Genomic DNA, 17,369 nt, shown 5'->3' on the forward strand with positions numbered 1-17,369 from the left:
GAGCCAGTGGGGTTTATTACAGAAGTTAAAACATTAATTAAAGATAATATCCGTGATTATGGAATGTATATCGCACTTGTGGTCATTTTGCTGACCTTTACCATCATGACGGATGGTCTCTTCATGTCGTCGCGGAATATCAGTAACTTATTGGATTCTGCTGGATACATTGCCGTACTGGCAGTCGGGATGACATTGGTCATCGTTATCCGGCATATCGATTTATCTGTCGGTTTTGCCGCCGGATTTCTCGGCGCAATCGCAGCCATTTTCCTGACGCAGATGGGGGTATCGGTTTATATCACGGTACCGGCCATTTTGATCTTCGGAATCGTTGCCGGATTGTTCAATGGATTTCTCATCGCCCAGCTCGGCATTCCGGCTTTTGTTGCGACTTTAGCTGCGATGCTCATTTTCCGAGGCGCTTTGCTGCGGGTTACAGAGCAGACGGGAACAATCATTGTCAACGATGATAAATTCAATGCCCTCGGGAACGGATTTATCCCTTCACTTATGGAAGTGAATGGACTGCATCTTCTTTCGCTGATCGTCGGATTAATCGGTGTTTTGCTGTATGTATACAGCGAATTCTCCAATCGGCGCAATAAAGTGAAATATAAATTTGATGTGCCGTCGAAAGGCATCTTCGCTTTAAAACTCATTTTAGTTTCAGCGGTCATCGCTTATATCACCTGGATCTTAGCAGGATATAATGGCTTCTCATGGACGGTCGTGATCATGCTGGTCGTTGTAATCATCTACCATTTCATGACGACGAAGACAGTGCTTGGCCGCCATATTTATGCGGTCGGAAGCAATCCTGAAGCAGCGCATTTAAGCGGGATCAATGTAAAGAAAATTACGTACATCGTCTTCGGTTCGATGGGGATGCTCGCTGCTTTGTCCGGAATCCTGTTTACATCAAGGCTTCAATCGGCTACAACTACAGCTGGTACGCTATTTGAACTTGATGCCATCGCGGCAGCTTATGTCGGCGGTGTTTCCTCAGCCGGGGGTGTCGGGAAAGTCACCGGTGCGATCATCGGTGCCATCGTTATGGCTTCTCTGACTAACGGCATGAACTTGCTCGGTGTCGGTATTTCGTATCAATACATTATCCGCGGCGGTGTTTTAGCAGCTGCCGTCATCTTCGATGTCATGACGCGCAGAAAACGAGGTTAACTTTTAAGAGGGGCTTTAAAAGCCCCTCTTTTTGCCATCTATCGCCCCGTCCATTTAGAAGAAAACCGAGTATTGTGCATCATTTCTTATGTGGTATGATAAAAAATATTGACTATTCAAAAAAGGGGATATTTCCCGTGCGAAAATTCGGCTTGGCTTTAATCGGTCTCTTATGCATCGTCCTATGTTATTTCACCTTGTTGTCAGCGGAAAAAGTTTTTCGTACAAACGGGCAATTGCCGGCCGCCGCTGGGTCGGCGGAAGGCAAACCGCGCCTCATTTTAATCACTAAAAATTTGGATACACCATTCTGGGATCAAATTGCAAAAGGCGCTCTCGAACAAGCGGAAAAAGAAGGGGCAGACCTGGAGGTATGGGGAAGCTACGGCAATAACCAGGAAGATTTTTTAGAGAAAATTGAAGTGGCTCTTTATTCAAAAGTGGATGGAATTATTGTGCAAGGATCGGATTCCGAAGAATTCAATGACTTGACGAAAGTCAAAGCGTCTTTCCATGGAATCCCCATTATTACGGTCGCAAACGATGTGCCGAAGGAAAAAAGCCTGCGGAAAACCTATGTGGGGTCCGATCAGTTCTTGGCCGGCAAAATGATTGCAGAGCAATTGGTATCAGATATGGGCGCTGCGGGCAAGGTAGTGGTGATGGCCAATATGCGCCATGAATACTATCAAGACCAGCGGCTTGAAGGGCTTCGTTCTGTGCTCGATGCTTATGTTGGTATCGATTTGATCTTTTCTGAAACAACGGAAGTGCGAAAAGATATACTTGCAAAAACACAGCAAATTTTAAATGAGTCCCCAGATTTAGATGGGTTTATCGCTTTAAACGCCGATTTTGCATCGCCGATGATCCAGGAAATAAGCAAGCGTTCTCAAGTGGAGCCTTATTATATTTACTCGTTTGATGACGGACCGGAGTCTTTGGCGTTATTCGAACAAGAAAAATTGGACGGCATCATTAAGCAAGCACCGGATACTATGGGGCGAACCAGTGTCAGTTTAATGATGAACTGGCTAAAGGATGAAGCCTTGCCGCTTGATATGGACGGCTACCTTACCGATATCCGCATGTTGAAAGTGAAGGATCAGCGATGAATAAAATACAGAAAAAAGTATGGATGCTCGCACTCGTCGTTTTGTTTATCATGTCGGCTATCTGGATCACTTTGACTTACTACAACCAAAAGACGCAAAGCCAATACAATGATGTGCTTCAGCGCTATTTAAGTTTGAATGAAGTGACGGTTATCAGCCAACAGCTGGTGACCGATTTAAATAATTATTTGATCAAGCCAACACCTGACAATCTGGAAAAGCTGGATGCCAGCAAAAAACAGATCCATGAAGCGAAAGATGAAATTTTTGATTTGCGCAACGAAGAAAATGAATTTGCGCTGACAAATTATACAAATCTTTTAGAGAGTTTAGTTGAAACGACAGACCGCTCCATGATGCTGCAATCCGAGCAAGAAGCAGAAGGATCAAACGAGGAATTTTCGGAAGCCACCCGCATTTCCACATATATCTCAGAGATGACTTTGACAATCATTGATACGGAGCTAAAAACTTACGAACGCTTTTATCGAAGCATTATTGAACAATCCGAAGAGTTGAAGCAGCTCGGCATTTGGCTGCTTTTGCTGATTACGTTCGTGCTCCTGCTTTTGACTTATTGGTTTTCCATCAGCATCACGAAGCCGGTTCAAATGCTGACTCAATCAGCAAACGAATTATCGAAAGGCCGATTTGATCTGGAGATTAAAGTGGATTCCAATGATGAGATATCTTTCTTGGCCCAAACGTTTGACCGTATGCGCATCAATATCAATAATCTCATCATCGAAATTCAAGAAAAAGCGCAATTGGAGCGGGAATTACAGCAAAATAAGCTTTTATTGCAGGAAAGCCAGCTATTGGGGCTGCAAAGCCAGATCAACCCTCATTTCCTATTTAATACCTTGAATATCTTATCGAAAAAAGCGTATTTGGAAGGAGCCGAAGAAACCAGCGATTTGCTTGTGAGTGTTGCAGGGCTGCTTCGCTACAATTTAAAGCGCTTAGACCGGCCAGTAACGCTTTACGAAGAGCTGATTGTGTTAAAGCAATACATCGAAATTCAGCAAGCCCGCTTCACCGATCGTTTAAATGTCCATATGGAAGTGGATGAATCTTGTTTGAATGTGAAGATTCCAGGGCTTACTTTGCAGCCGATTATTGAAAACGCTGTCATCCATGCCATTGAACCCGAAGAAGACGGGGGACATATATGGTTCCGGGTCATTGATAAAGGAAATGCAGTCATTATTGAAATTGAAGACGATGGAAAGGGCATGTCGCATGAAAAGATCAATCAGCTGTTAGGTGGACAAAAAGTGCCGGCTGAAGGGCATTCTACAGGAATTGGCTTTGCCAATGTCGTTCAGCGTCTGCGGATTTTCTATCGTGCTGAAAACGTTCTGGGCATCGAAAGTGAAGAGGGCAAGGGGACGAAAGTAATCATGACTTTGCCAAAAATGGGGGAGGAAAAACAGTATGGCTAAGCTTTTGATTGTCGACGATGAGCAGATTGAACGAGAAGGACTTGAAGCGATTTTGTCGAGGGCTTATCCGGAATTGGCGATTGAACAAGCGAAAAATGGCAGCGAAGCGGTTCGGTTGGCAGAAGAGTTTCATCCGGATTTGATCTTAATGGACATTAAGATGCCGGGAATGGGTGGATTGGAAGCCATTGAAATCATCAGCGGAAAATATCCTTCCATGAAGTTTGTCATGGTTACAGCTTTTGATACCTTCGATTATGCACGTCAAGCCATCAAACTGGGCGTCAAAGACTATCTTTTAAAACCGAGCAAAGCCAGTGAAATTGTAGCAACGGTCGGAAAAGTGCTTGCCCAAACAGAAGAAGAGCGAAAAGTCATGGCCACGAGCGAATTTCAACAAAATGCCATGCAGCAAGCTTTGACACTGGTTGAAACGGATGTAGTTACGCAATTATTATTTGACCATGTCCATGAAGTGCATTTGGATATGCTTGTTGAAATGCTCGATATACGGTCAACTAATGAAAAATTTGTCATGAGTGTTTTATTGCCTGCTGGATCGGGAGATCAATATTCAGCAATTAAAGAAAAAGTGAGAATGACGAAAAGCGGATGGGTTGGGGCATTATACGGCAGGCAGCTTCCGATTATCGTATTTAGGGAACCGGAGAAATCGTACCGTTCTCAAGCAATTTCATTGGCTCAGGAAATCCTGTCTTTGCGGAAAACAGAAGCAGAAGCCGGGTGGTTTATCGGAATTGGACAAGTTTGCGGTTCGCTGGACCAAATACGCCAATCCTATCAGGAGTCGCTGATTGCGACCATGGATTCCACATTGCCGGTCAAATACCGGTTTTATTCGGATGTGCCGATTCTAAGTGATGGGTTTAGCCCTCAATTGGCGAAACACGGCGAGAAGAAGCTGTTTGACCATATCCGTTTAGGGCAATGGGAAGATGTCAGCTATTATGCACTCGATCTCATTCAAGTCTACGAGAACGGGGGAGCGGACCTTCTGCAAATTCAACAGCGGGTGTTGGAACTGATGTGGGTCATTTCGCGGTCATGAGCGAAGTGGGAGTTGAGACAGACACGCCGCTGTATTCTTTCCAGGCGCAAGATTGCCGGCAACTGCGGTCAGAAACCAGCTATTTGCTAGGCCGCATGAAAGAATCCTATACAAAACATTATGGGAAGTTGGAAGCGGATGCCATTCAGCAGATCAAGGTCTACATCAGCGAGCATTCGAATGAAGACATTTCTTTGGACGTCTTAGGCCAAAGAGTAGGATTGAGCCCAATTTACATCAGTAAAATGTTCAAAGAAAAATTAGGCATCAATTATATCGATTTTTTGACGGAATGCCGGATTGATAAAGCGAAGAAACTTTTGGCGGATCCCGAGAAAAGCATCAAGGAAATCACTTTTGAAGTGGGGTACCACGAACCGAATTATTTCAGTAAGGTGTTTAAGAAAAACACAGCCGTTTCACCGAAAGAATACCGTAAATCATTATTCGGGAAAAAAGGGTTAGCGGCAACAAAGAGCTGATCTTAAGGAGAGAAATCGATGAAGCTGTCCATTTATCAAGTGCTGTCCCTTTTTCTCTTGTCGGTTTTGTGTATGGTGTGCGTTTCTGCTTGTGTGGAAGAGACGCCGGAAGAAGAGCTCTTGGCAGAAAAGGAAATGCCGGTGGAAGAATCTGATCAGATAAAGCCGGTTGAACAGCCGATTAAAATCGGATTTTCGATGGATACGCTGCTAGAAGAGCGTTGGTTGAAGGACCGGGATCTGTTTAAGGAATCTGTAGAAGAGCTCGGAGCAGAAGTGGAAATCTTAGCAGCAAACGGCAATGATGCCCTGCAGATCTTACAGGCTGAAAAACTGATCAGCGAAGGGGTCGACTTGCTGGTTATTGTTCCACATAATGCGGAGGCAACAGCAGCAGTGGTCAATAAAGCACACCAAGCGGGCATCAAAGTCGTTGCCTATGACCGGCTCGTAAAAAATGCTGAAATTGATCTGTATATTTCTTTTGATAATGAAAAAGTGGGAGAGCTCCAAGCGAAAGCCATGCTAGAAAAGGCGCCGAAAGGAAATTACGTCTATCTAGGCGGAGCAGAGACAGATAACAACGCCCATTTGATGAAAAAAGGGGTTTATAATGTATTGCAGCCATTGATAGATAAAGGCGATATAAAAATTGTCTATGATCAATGGACTCAGGACTGGGCTCCGGAAAATGCAAAGGAAAATATGGCGGCGGCTTTATCCGCTAACGGCGGAAAGGTCGATGCCGTCATCGCTGCAAATGATGCAACGGCAGGCGGTGCCATCGAAGCGCTGGAAGCCTATGGCCTGGCTGGAGAAATTCCGGTTGCGGGGCAAGATGCAGAACTTGCGGGGATTCAACGGCTCGTACAAGGCACCCAGATAATGACCGTCTACAAACCGATCAAGACATTGGCGAAAGAAACGGCTGAATTGGTCGTAGCACTCGCAAAAGGAGAGGAAGTGGCGGTCAATCGGAAAGTCCATAACGGGAAAGCAGAAGTGCCGGCAGTGTTTTTATACCCTTTAAGAGTAGATGAAACCAATTTGGAAGATACCGTTATCGCTGACGGCTTCCATTCAGAAAAAGATATTTACGGACCGTAATAATAAATTAAAACCCCTCGCATTATCCAGGAATAATGGATAATGCGAGGGGTTTCTGTTTCTATATCGCTGCGCTGGCTTCGAAACATGAAAAAGAATTGCCCTAAAAGTAATTTTGGGCACCTCTTTTTTCAGGCTGTCGAGAAACTTTTGGCAGCTTTTTCATTCCGCTTCAGCCGGACGCTTTCCGCGGGCTTGCGCCGAGCCGCTTCGTCGCTGCGCTCCTGCAGGGTCTCGGCCCTTCGCTTTCCCCGCAGGAGTCGCCGGCTTCCGCTACGCAAGACGCCGAGGGCGTCCGTCTGTCCAAGAACAGGCTTTCCTGACAGCCGCCACGCAAAATATCAAAAAATGGCCCTCCTTCTAGCCAGGAGGGCTTAAAAAATCAGCAGCTTTCATTTTTTGATAACCTGCCAAGTTCTTTTCTAATAGCAAAGAGTTACTCAATACTCTTTTTTGCTTAGTTCAACGCTGCGATTTTCTCAAGCGCTTCTTCTGCTGATGTGTAATCGTAGCCTAAGTCTTTAGCAACAGCTTCATACGTGATGCTGCCATTTGCTGTGTTAAGGCCAAGTTTCAAAGCTGGGTTTGAAAGGATGGCGTTTTTAACGCCTTTGTTAGCGATCTGCAAAGCGTAAGTCATTGTAACGTTTGTCAAAGCGATCGTCGATGTTCTTGGAACAGCTCCCGGCATGTTCGCTACCGCATAATGCACCACTCCGTGTTTTACGTAAGTCGGGTCATCATGAGTCGTAATGCGGTCGGAAGTTTCAAAAATTCCGCCTTGGTCAATAGCGATATCTACCACGACAGCTCCAGGCTTCATCGATTTGACCATTTCTTCTGTCACTAATTTAGGCGCTTTTGCACCCGGGATTAAAACAGCGCCGATGACCAAATCAGCTTCGCGTACGGATTCTGCAATATTGAACGGATTCGAGATTAATGTAGTTACATCGTTTCCGAAGATATCATCCAATTGGCGAAGGCGTTCCGGATTCAAGTCAAGGACTGTTACTTGTGCACCAAGGCCCACAGCCATTTTCGCCGCATTCGTACCAGCCACACCGCCGCCGACGATTGTTACTTTGCCGCGTTGGACACCTGGAACTCCAGACAATAGGATGCCTTGTCCGCCGTAGATTTTCTCAAGAAATTGAGCGCCGACTTGTGCAGCCATGCGTCCAGCCACTTCACTCATCGGTGTCAATAGAGGAAGAGTCCGGTTTACAGAAACGGTTTCATATGCGATTGCAATCACATGCTTGTCAGCCAATTCTTTCGTCAATTCCGGTTCTGCAGCAAGGTGAAGATAAGTAAATAAGATCAAGCCTTCACGGAAGTATACGAATTCAGAAGCAATCGGCTCTTTTACTTTCATGACCATTTCCGCCGCCCAAGCTTCTTTAGCAGTGGCAACGATTTTTGCTCCAGCATCGATGTAATCCTGGTCTGTAAATGAGCTTCCCATTCCTGCTTGTGTTTCAACTAGGACCGTATGTCCATCTCTAAGGAAAGCGTCCACTCCTGCAGGCGTGATCGCTACTCGGTTTTCGTTATTTTTGATTTCTTTTGGAATGCCAATAATCATTTCTTGTTCCCCCTTGAAATAATGTTGTGCGTGTAAAATCCATTATAGGGGGTAAAAAGGAGTTTTACTTTGTGTTAAATGAAAAAACCAAAAGCTCTGATTTGTGAAAAATCACAAACGATTTTGCTTCTCCCATTGGCGAATTTTCAAATCCAAGAATACCGCCATTTTTTCATGTGTACTTTTAAGATTCAATTGGCTGATTTCAGCTATTCTTTTTAATCGGTAGCTCATCGTATTCGTGTGGATAAACATCTTTTTCGCGGCTTCATGGACATTGCTGTCCTGCTGGATAAAAATCTCCAGGGAAGCGAGCAGATTTGTTTTATTGTGCTTGTCGTATTGTTCGAGCAGCGCGATAGCCGGATGTTCGTAATGGCTGGACCTTTTTTCTTCGATAAGGGCATCGAAGTATTTGAATATGCCGAGTTGATGGTAATGGGTGGCTTCTGCCAAATCATCAGGGAAGTAGGCCCTCAACTGAAGGACTTTTAACGCTTCCTGGTAACTGGTTTCTGCTTTCTCAAAGTCTTTATAGACGGTTCCTGAGCTGCCCTTGATGCCATTGACCGCAAAACGGTTATTCATCGCTGAGATGAAAAAAGAAATGAAATCGTTGAATACTTTTTCATCCGGCTGCGTGGGGTGGGGCGAGGCGATTAAAATGACCTCATTTCGCATCACTACCATGAAATGGTTCGTAATCTTTTGGCTTGTCGTAATCAAATACGAGATGTTCTCCTCGATCTTGCGGCTGATTTCTTCTTCAAATTGAAAGACAAGAACCGCGTATTGAGCCGGCATCTTCAAATGCAGTTGGGCGAATTTCTTTTGGATATCTTCGCCTGACTTGAATTGCCCCGTCAACAATTGCCAAAAGAAATCCTGGTAGTTTTCCTCTTTCTCTTTCCGCTGGCGGTGGAGCTTCAATAGGAGCGGCAAAGCGGCAGCGGCTGCATCTTTTAAAAGCGCTAATTCTTCATCGGATAACCGGTCATTTTTCTCGAGTGCCCAAATATAGCCGAGCACTTCTGTATTTCTGCGAATTGCAATCGCGACTCGATCACGCAATCCGATTTCTGCAATTTCAGGAATCCGCAAAGCGGCATCCATATTCATCAACTTAGGAATAATCCGTTCTTTCCATAAACGGTTAATAACTATTTCCGGGACACGCTGGCTCATGATAGTGCCGATTCTGGCAGAATCCGTGGCGTCTTCATGCGAGCTATAAGCCAGTAAACGATGATTGGCGTCTTCAATTGTAGCGGGGCAATCCAATACCTCTTTCACGCTGTCGGCTAACTCTTGAAGGGTGCTGAATGGTTTTTTAAACGGGTTGTCCAGATGGGTTTCTTTCATAATACAGCTCCTTGCATCACGTGCGATTCTATAAGATAAGTATAGCGAAAGTGAGTAGGCTGTGCTAGACAAGCAATGGACATAAATTAGGCAGTCCGCCTCGTTTGCTGTAAATGGCTGTTGGGTACTGTAGAAAGAACGGTCGCACAAAACTTTGCAGATACAAAGAAGGAGGGCCAGTATGGATACGAGTAAATACTTAGTAAAAAAAGAGGAACGTGTAAAACTTGAAAATTACGGCACAGCCGAGGACCATAAAGTCATTGGGGATGAATCAATAAATGAAAAGATGCCTGAACGCGTAGAACGGCTAAAACAATTGCACACGAAACTCCTTGCCGAAGAGGAAAAAGGGATTGTCGTGGTGCTTCAAGCGATGGATGCTGCAGGGAAAGATGAAGCCATCACTTATCTTTTTTCAAATTTGACTGCTCAGGGGCTTAAGACAACATCCTTTAAAAAGCCGAGTGAAGCCGAACTGAAAATGGATTATTTGCGCAGGTTTCAAAAAGGGCTCCCGGAAAGAGGGCAAATCGGCATTTTCAACCGTTCCTATTATGAAGAGGTCATTGCGCCTCGCGTCCATGACTTATTAGGGGAAACACCACTGCCGGATGAGTTGATTGATGAACAGATCTGGGATGTGCGTTATCGCCAAATAAATAACTTCGAACAATATTTGGTGGAGAATGGATTCCCGGTCGTCAAATTCTTTTTTAATGTCTCCAAAGACGAGCAAAAGAAAAGATTATTGAAGCGGATGAAAGATCCGGAAAAGAACTGGGAATTCTCATTCAATGATGTGAAAGAACGGCAACATTGGGATGGCTATCAGGAGATATTCGAAGACTTATTAAATAAGACATCGACTGAATTTGCTCCTTGGTACATCCTGCCAGCGGATAATGAAGAATTTTCAAGATACATCATTACGGAAGTCATGATCGAACTTCTGGAAAAAATAAACCCTCAATTCCCTGAAATTTCAGGGGAAGAAAAAGAGGAATTAGAAGAAGCGGTCAAAATGCTGGAAAACGAATAAGACAAAACAGAAGAAAAGCTTCTAGGGGATGGATCCCTTAGAAGCTTTTCGGTTTATAGGAAAATTAAGTTGATCAAAACCGTCAAAATGATGGATAGGATAATCGAAACGATAAGGCTCCCCATACAAGACATGCGTATATTCATATTCATCCCACCTTTATCAATCTTAGTCATTCTTTACCTATATGAAAGATTTTCAAACCTGATCTTTCTGTCTGGCGCAAAGTTTGAGCAAGGTTGAAAAAGGAAAAAGAGGAGCAAAAGCAAAATGAAGGAGGCAGCCTATGAGTATTTTTTCTAATGAAGCGTTAGCGCATAAACATATTCTCATAACTGGAGCAACAGGAGGAATTGGATACGAAACTGCAAAAATCGCTGCATCGATGGGAGCGAAAATTACGGCAACGGGAAGAAACGAAGAAAAGCTGCAGAAATTGAAAGAAGAGCTGCTGCAGCTGACAGATGAAAAGAATCTTTTTTTCATGCCCGCAGATTTAGCAGATTCCAAAAGCCGTGAAGAATTGGTGGCAGCGGCAGAAGAAAAGCTCGGGTTTATCAATGGGCTGGTAAATTCTGCAGGAGTCGGGGGCGGGAATGTTGTAGAAGCGCTCGATGAAGAAACTTTAGAGCAGGTGATGAATTTGAACTTTAAATCGACCTTGCTTCTGACTCAATTGGTATATAAGCGCATGCTCGAGCGGAAAGAAGGAGATATCGTCAATCTTGCTTCTTTATCCGGACTGCGCGGGACCCATGGCAATTCCGCATATGCTGCCAGTAAATTTGGGGTAGTTGGATGGACCCAATCCATGGCGGTGGAAGCGATTGAACATAATATTCGCGTCAATGCAGTATGTCCCGGATATGTCGATACCGAAATGGCTTGGAACAGCATCCGGAAAAAAGCAGATAAGAAAGGGATCTCTTTTGAAGAAGGGATGGAGGAAGCGAAAAAAAGCATTCCTTCCGGACAGCTTTCGACGCCGCAGGAAGTCGCGAATGTCATCGTCTTTCTTTTAACAGACGCCGCACCGAATATAGTCGGTGAATCGCTCAAGATTTCCGGGGGCAGCGTTATGAGGTAAAAGAGGTATCAGTTCACTTTAAATAGGCATTAGAGAAAGATTCATTCTTTCTCTAATGCCTATTTGTTTTCTCAGTTTAAGCCCACCACATTTGCCCGACGGACTCTTTGACCAAAACAGGCTTTAAATTTTCCACCGCTTTTGTGAAACCTTCATCGATGGACATCAAGCCGTCTTCGTGTTCGATGCTGACCACATAGTCATAGCCGTATAAGCGCAGTGCACTGATGATGTCTGCCCATGTTTTTTGGTCATGGCCAAATCCCACCGTTCTGAAATACCACGATCGGTCCTGCATATTGGCATAATCGGTCATATCTGTCACACCGTTGCGATTCGTATTCGGCTGATCAATCATGGTGTCTTTCGCATGGAAGTGATGGATGGCATTTTCTTTGCCTAAAATCTTGATCGCTTCAACGGGATCAATTCCTTGCCACCATAAATGGCTCGGATCTAAGTTTGCGCCGATTGCTGGACCGCAAGCTTCCCTTAAGCGAAGCAATGTAGCTGGAGTATGGACTGAAAATCCGCCATGGAGTTCCAAGCCGATTTTCACATCGAGCGATTCAGCCAGATCATTTTTTTCCTTCCAATAAGGAATCAGTTTTTCTTCCCATTGCCATTTTAATACTTCTTGGAAATCATGCGGCCAAGCCGCTACAGGCCAGTTCGGATAAAGTGCGTGTTCATGGTCTCCTGGGCAGCCAGAGAAGGTATTGACTACTGGAACGCCCAATTTGGAAGCAAGCTTCAATGTTTTTGTGAGCGTCTCATCTGCTTCGGCAGCAATCGGTTTTTGAGGATGAAGCGGGTTTGAATGGCAGCTTAACGCACTGATCATCAACCCATGGTCAGCGATTGTCCGTTTGAAATCCTGCAGCTTGCTTTCATCTCTGAGCAGTTCATCCACTTTGCAATGCACATCCCCGGGATACCCGCCAGTTCCGAGTTCGATTGCTTTGACTCCTTTTGAAGCGACGTAGCTGAGCATTTCATCAAAATTTTTATCCGCAAATAATACAGTAAAAACTCCTAAATCCACTAGAAAGCCCTCCTTTTAACTAAAGTCAGAAAATACAGAAATGTAATCCGTTACATTCAAAATATAGCGATAAATCTGAAGGAAATCAAGGGAATTGAAGAAATAAAATAGTTATTGACAGATAATTCTGAATAATTTAAGATGAAAATGTAATCGATTTCATTGATAGTGATCGAATGGGAAGTGGGAATGCCTATGGCGAATATTCAGCAAGTAGCTAAACATGCAGGGGTTTCGGCAGCTACAGTTTCAAGAGTATTGAACGGGCAGAATAGTGTATCGCAAAAAACACGCATTAAAGTTGAAGAAGCCATTTCACTATTAAGATATGAGCCCAGTATGCTTGGCAGAAATCTGCGTAATTCAGAAAGCAGAATTATTTTAATCTTAATTCCAACCATTTCGAATCCTTTTTATTTGGAAATTATTAAAGGAATCGAAAATACAGCGCTGGATCATCAATACAATATTCTTTTATGCGAGACTGATTCAAATCCGGACAAAGAAAATATTTACTTTGACCTTGTCCGCAAGAGAATGGCAGATGGCATCATTTCGATGGACCCGGCAGTCAATGTCGAAACTTTAAAGCAATTGGCCGAAAAATACGCCATTATTCAATGCAGCGAGTACGGAGGAGGGATAGGAATTCCCTATGTAACGATCAACAATGAAATGGCTTCCTACCAGGCAGTCAGACATCTTATCCACATGGGGCATGAAAAAATTGCTTTGATGAATTCAGATGAGAAATTTCTTTATGCGAGAGAAAGGAGGGCGGGATATGAACGAGCTTTAACGGAATACGGCATTCCGGTCCGAAAAGAATATATCCACTATACACAACATCTTGGATTTGAATACGGCCAACAGGCGATGAAAAAAATTTTAACGCTGGAGGAACGGCCGACCGCTGTTTTCGCGGTCTCCGATTTATTGGCGATCGGTGCTTTAAAGGAGATAAACGCATCGGGCCTCTCTGTGCCAGGAGATCTTGCTGTTATCGGATTCGATAAAATCGATTTTTCCAATATGACCAATCCTACACTTACGACGATTGCACAGCCCATGTACAAGATGGGGATCGCTGCCGCTCAAATGTTGATTGATAAGATTCAAGGCAAGCCAATTGACAGTATCATTTTTGACCATGAATTGATCATCAGAGAATCGACATCAGGATGAAAGCCAAGCCTAGCGCTCTATCGGTACATTGGATTGGGGATAGAGCGCTGGCCTTGGTTATGAAATGTAACCGTTTACAAGAAAGGGAGCATGAGAAAAAATGAAGGGGTGGATGATGTTGAAGAAATTCCTGCTTTTATTGTTGATGTTCGTAACTGTTTTCGGATTAGCTGCCTGTGGCGATGAACCAGCTTCGGGAAGTGGAGAGGGAGCAGAAAATGATGGAGAAGAAACCTTGAAAATCGGGATTTCATTGCCTTCTGCAACACATGGATGGATGGGGGCTTTGATCGACAGTGCTGAAAAACAAGCAAAAGCGTTGCAGGAAAGCGATGGCATTGAATACGTGATGACCAATGCTGCAGATCCGAATAAGCAAGCGAACGATGTAGACGATCTCATTGCTCAAGATGTAGACGTCATTGTCATGCTGCCTATTGAATCAGCCGCACTCACACCTGTTGGACAAAAAATCAAAGATGCTGGAATTCCTTTGGTCATTGTCGACCGGGAACTTGAAAACGATGCCGCTACTGTTGTTGTAAAAGGTGATAATGAAGGAATTGGGGTTAATGCAGGTAAATTCTTTGTGGAACAATTGAATGGAAAAGGAAAAGTAGTCGAAATATCCGGGCCTCCTAGTTCGGTGACCGAACAGCGCGGTTCAGGATTCAAAGAAGCTGTTGAAGCAGCTGACGGAATGGAAATCATCGCATCACAGAGCGGGGATTTCTCGACAGAAAAATCATTGGAGGTCATGCAGAATATTCTCCAGGCAAATCCGGAAATCGATGCTGTCTTCACCCAAGATGATGGAATGGCATTAGGCGTTCTGCAAGCCATTAAAGAAGCTGGACGGACCGATATCCAATTTGTTACAGGGGCTGGCGGTGCTAAGGAAGTGTTTGAAGATATTCAAAATGACGGCTTGATGAAGGCGACTTTCCTCTACTCTCCAACTATGGTGGAAGATGCAGTTTCCATTGCAGCTGACATTGCAAAAGGAAATGATCCGGCAGAAGCGATGGTTGTGAAAGAAGCGACCCAAGTAACAAAAGAAAATGTCGAAGAATTCTACGATCCAGAATCGAAATTTTAATTGAAATCCAGGAAATGCGCTGGACGGTGCAGCACCCGGCGCATTTCTTCTTTTCTGATGAAGAGGGGGAATTGGAGCAATGACGGCTGAGCCTTTTTTAACAATGCAAACTATCGATAAATCATTTAATGGAGTCCGCGTGTTGAAAAATGTTTCGTTGAATATTGAAAAAGGAGAAATTCATGCGCTGCTTGGCGAAAACGGAGCCGGAAAATCTACCTTAATGAACATCCTTGGCGGTGTGCATCAACCGGATCAAGGGATTATTCAGTTAAACGGAAAAATGGTGAAAATGACAAATCCGCGAGTCTCCCAGGAACAAGGAATCAGTTTTATACATCAGGAGTTAAACGTGGTATCCGATTTAAAGGTCTATGAAAATATGTTTTTAGGATCGGAAATCAGGAATCGTGCAGGTTTTTTGAATGTAGAGAAAATGCTCAGAGAAACGCATGATATTATGGCGCAATTGGATGTAGACATAAATCCCAAAGAGTATGTGCGGAATTTGGACACTTCTTACAAACAATTGATTGAAATCGCCAAAGCATTGCTGCATAACTCGAACCTGATTATTATGGATGAACCGACTACTTCACTGGCTGAACATGAAGTCCATCGTTTATTTGAATTGATGAGGAATTTAAAAAAGAAAGGCGTTTCCATCATTTATATTTCCCATAAATTGAAGGAAATCAAAGAAGTATGCGACTGCTATACGGTATTGAGGGACGGACAAGTTGTCGGAACGGGCAGCATGAAAGAAGAAGATTTAGAGACGATTACTCGAATGATGGTCGGAAAATCAATTTCACAGGAGCGTTTCCTTCATCTTCATCCTTTTGGGGAAACCGCTTTACAAGTAGAAAATCTATCCAGTGAAGGACTTTTCAGGAATGTCAGTTTCTCTGTTCGCAAAGGAGAAATTGCAGGGTTTACTGGGCTTGCGGGAGATGGAAGAACGGAATTATTTGAGAGCTTATTCGGATACCGCAAAAAGTATCGGGGAGAAATTAAAATCCACGGCCGCTCTGTTAAGCTTAACCATCCAAGAAAGGCGTTAAAAGCGGGTCTAGGTTTTGTGCCGAAAGACCGAAAGGAAAATGGCATTATCAAGGATTTGAGCGTCATCCACAATATGAGCTTGTCCGCCATGGGGAATTTTGAACGAGTGGGTTTTGTTCAAGAGCAGACTGAAAGGAAGAAATTTCAGCATTATAAAGAGATGTTAAATATCAAAGTCCATAATCCGCGCGTGACAATCGATAAATTGAGTGGGGGCAATCAACAGAAAGTGATTATCGCTAAATGGTTGGAAGCGCAAACCGATATCCTTATTTTTGATAATCCGACTCAAGGGATTGATATCGGTGCAAAACAAGAAATCTACCAGGAAATTATTGCACTTTCGAAACAGGGGAAAGCAATTATCATTCTTTCTTCAGAAGCTCCGGAAGTCATGAGGATCTGCCACTCCATTCACGTTATGTACCAAGGTGAAATTACAGCCAGTTTTAAAGGGGAAGAGGCGGAGGAAGAGGAAATCATGCAATATGCCACTGGTTCAAAAAGGGAGGCTGTGAAAATTGACTAACGCTAACATTAAAGAATACGAACCCCAACCTTCGACGATGAAGAGCCGACTAGCCTGGTTATGGTCAGAGTATAGCGTCATCATCGCTTTTGTCCTTATTTTCATCGCATCGTCTATTCTGAACCCACGATTTTTGGATATGAACAATCAGCTTAATATCTTGATGCAAGTATCCATCATCGGCATTATTGCAATGGGGATGACTGTGGTAATGCTCTCTGGCGGCATTGACTTATCAGTCGGTTCTGTCTTGGCATTGGTTGGGGTTATTTCGGTTTTGTCTTTAAATGCTTCCGGCAGTATCCTGATTGCGGTATTCACGGCTCTTTTAGTGGGAGCATTCGTAGGATTTCTTAATGGATTGATGGTAGCAAAAGGGAGAATTGCCTCTTTTATTGCAACCCTCGGCATGATGGCTGCAGCAAGGTCGATTGCTTTATACATTGCTGAAGGCGGCAGTGTCTCAGGGGAAGTTTCCGGATTTACTGCAATTGCTAACAATAATTTATGGATTTTCGATTATCCAGTCATTATTTTCTTGGCTATGACGGCATTGGTTTATGTATTGATGCATAAAATGCGCTTCGGCCGCTATGTCTATGCATTAGGAAGCAATGAAAAAGCTGCCTTGCTGTCAGCGATCCGTGTAGACCGCATCAAGATCGGCGTCTATACACTTACGGGTTTGCTGGTCGGCGTCGCAGCGATCATTGAAACTTCCCGGCTCAATTCCATTTCTTCGTCCAGTTCAGGCGTGCAATATGAACTGGATGCCATCGCCGCGGTTATTATCGGGGGCACGCGGATGACTGGCGGCCGGGGGAAAATCATCGGTACTTTATTTGGTGTTCTGATCCTCGGCATCTTGAATAATATGATGAATTTGATGAACGTCTCTCCGCATCTTCAAGGTTTTGTGAAAGGCCTGATCATCATTATCGCTGTAGTGTTCCAAAAAAGGGAATAG

Annotated in this window: 13 protein-coding genes and 1 pseudogene; 11 read left to right on the forward strand and 3 right to left on the reverse strand. The window is 44.0% G+C overall.

All coding sequences use genetic code 11. The features are described 5' to 3' along the window. Positions 1–6: 6 nt before the first annotated feature. The 5 genes and pseudogenes from L0M13_RS04470 to xylF all read left to right on the forward strand — a co-directional run bounded on the left by L0M13_RS04470 (position 7) and on the right by xylF (position 6,400). Positions 7–1,182 carry a sugar ABC transporter permease gene (locus L0M13_RS04470; protein WP_235198516.1) on the forward strand — a complete coding sequence of 392 codons (1,176 nt, stop codon included), beginning with the start codon at positions 7–9 and terminating at the stop codon, positions 1,180–1,182. 137 nt (positions 1,183–1,319) lie between these two features. Then, positions 1,320–2,297 (forward strand): sugar ABC transporter substrate-binding protein, encoded by a 978-nt coding sequence (locus tag L0M13_RS04475; protein ID WP_235198517.1) that lies wholly within the window; start codon positions 1,320–1,322, stop codon positions 2,295–2,297. After that, positions 2,294–3,742 (forward strand): sensor histidine kinase, encoded by a 1,449-nt coding sequence (locus tag L0M13_RS04480; RefSeq protein ID WP_235198518.1) that lies wholly within the window; start codon positions 2,294–2,296, stop codon positions 3,740–3,742. The genes L0M13_RS04475 and L0M13_RS04480 overlap by 4 nt, the downstream gene beginning before the upstream one ends. Continuing rightward, a pseudogene (locus tag L0M13_RS04485) lies at positions 3,735–5,293 on the forward strand (response regulator). The gene L0M13_RS04480 and the pseudogene L0M13_RS04485 overlap by 8 nt, the downstream one beginning before the upstream one ends. Before the next feature lie 18 nt (positions 5,294–5,311). Next, positions 5,312–6,400: a D-xylose ABC transporter substrate-binding protein gene (gene xylF, locus L0M13_RS04490; RefSeq protein WP_235198519.1), complete on the forward strand. Its 1,089-nt coding sequence runs from the start codon at positions 5,312–5,314 to the stop codon at positions 6,398–6,400. A 457-nt stretch (positions 6,401–6,857) separates the two neighbouring features. Here xylF and ald read toward each other — a convergent pair whose 3' ends face one another. Both ald and L0M13_RS04500 read right to left on the reverse strand, forming a co-directional pair. Beyond that, positions 6,858–7,988 (reverse strand): alanine dehydrogenase, encoded by a 1,131-nt coding sequence (ald, locus tag L0M13_RS04495; RefSeq protein ID WP_235198520.1) that lies wholly within the window; start codon positions 7,986–7,988, stop codon positions 6,858–6,860. A 111-nt stretch (positions 7,989–8,099) separates the two neighbouring features. Beyond that, positions 8,100–9,350 carry a PucR family transcriptional regulator gene (locus tag L0M13_RS04500; protein ID WP_235198521.1) on the reverse strand — a complete coding sequence of 417 codons (1,251 nt, stop codon included), beginning with the start codon at positions 9,348–9,350 and terminating at the stop codon, positions 8,100–8,102. Between the two features lie 181 nt (positions 9,351–9,531). Here L0M13_RS04500 and L0M13_RS04505 point away from each other — a divergent pair, with 181 nt between their 5' ends. Together L0M13_RS04505 and L0M13_RS04510 are read left to right on the forward strand one after the other, a co-directional pair. After that, entirely contained in the window at positions 9,532–10,392 is an 861-nt protein-coding gene (locus L0M13_RS04505; protein WP_235198522.1) for a PPK2 family polyphosphate kinase, read from the forward strand. Positions 10,393–10,678: 286 nt separating this feature from the next. Beyond that, positions 10,679–11,479: an SDR family NAD(P)-dependent oxidoreductase gene (locus tag L0M13_RS04510; RefSeq protein ID WP_235198523.1), complete on the forward strand. Its 801-nt coding sequence runs from the start codon at positions 10,679–10,681 to the stop codon at positions 11,477–11,479. A gap of 76 nt (positions 11,480–11,555) precedes the next feature. Here the strand turns inward: L0M13_RS04510 and L0M13_RS04515 are convergent, their stop codons facing one another. Continuing rightward, on the reverse strand, positions 11,556–12,524 hold the full coding sequence (locus tag L0M13_RS04515; protein WP_235198524.1) for a sugar phosphate isomerase/epimerase family protein: 969 nt from the start codon (positions 12,522–12,524) through the stop codon (positions 11,556–11,558). A 195-nt stretch (positions 12,525–12,719) separates the two neighbouring features. Between L0M13_RS04515 and L0M13_RS04520 the strand changes: the two genes are divergently transcribed. From L0M13_RS04520 to L0M13_RS04535, 4 genes are all read left to right on the forward strand, one after another. Further along, the gene (locus tag L0M13_RS04520) at positions 12,720–13,709 is read left to right on the forward strand and encodes a LacI family DNA-binding transcriptional regulator (protein WP_235198525.1); all 990 of its coding nucleotides are present in this window, start codon (positions 12,720–12,722) and stop codon (positions 13,707–13,709) included. A gap of 100 nt (positions 13,710–13,809) precedes the next feature. Next, positions 13,810–14,808, forward strand: coding sequence for a substrate-binding domain-containing protein (locus L0M13_RS04525; RefSeq protein WP_235198526.1), 999 nt, complete (start codon positions 13,810–13,812; stop codon positions 14,806–14,808). A 79-nt stretch (positions 14,809–14,887) separates the two neighbouring features. Then, complete coding sequence (locus tag L0M13_RS04530; RefSeq protein WP_235198527.1) at positions 14,888–16,402, forward strand: sugar ABC transporter ATP-binding protein; 1,515 nt, start codon at positions 14,888–14,890, stop codon at positions 16,400–16,402. Continuing rightward, positions 16,395–17,369, forward strand: coding sequence for an ABC transporter permease (locus L0M13_RS04535; RefSeq protein WP_235198528.1), 975 nt, complete (start codon positions 16,395–16,397; stop codon positions 17,367–17,369). The genes L0M13_RS04530 and L0M13_RS04535 overlap by 8 nt, the downstream gene beginning before the upstream one ends.

It is taken from the genome of Planococcus sp. 107-1 (assembly GCF_021513255.1).
Classification (GTDB): Bacteria; Bacillota; Bacilli; order Bacillales_A; family Planococcaceae; genus Planococcus.

Coding starts and splice junctions, on each gene's coding strand:
- L0M13_RS04480 (WP_235198518.1), top strand. CDS start 2,294: ATGAATAAAATACAGAAAAAAGTATGGATGCTCGCACTCGTCGTTTTG.
- xylF (WP_235198519.1), top strand. CDS start 5,312: ATGAAGCTGTCCATTTATCAAGTGCTGTCCCTTTTTCTCTTGTCGGTT.
- ald (WP_235198520.1), bottom strand. CDS start 7,988: ATGATTATTGGCATTCCAAAAGAAATCAAAAATAACGAAAACCGAGTA.
- L0M13_RS04500 (WP_235198521.1), bottom strand. CDS start 9,350: ATGAAAGAAACCCATCTGGACAACCCGTTTAAAAAACCATTCAGCACC.
- L0M13_RS04505 (WP_235198522.1), top strand. CDS start 9,532: ATGGATACGAGTAAATACTTAGTAAAAAAAGAGGAACGTGTAAAACTT.
- L0M13_RS04510 (WP_235198523.1), top strand. CDS start 10,679: ATGAGTATTTTTTCTAATGAAGCGTTAGCGCATAAACATATTCTCATA.
- L0M13_RS04520 (WP_235198525.1), top strand. CDS start 12,720: ATGGCGAATATTCAGCAAGTAGCTAAACATGCAGGGGTTTCGGCAGCT.
- L0M13_RS04525 (WP_235198526.1), top strand. CDS start 13,810: ATGAAGGGGTGGATGATGTTGAAGAAATTCCTGCTTTTATTGTTGATG.
- L0M13_RS04530 (WP_235198527.1), top strand. CDS start 14,888: ATGACGGCTGAGCCTTTTTTAACAATGCAAACTATCGATAAATCATTT.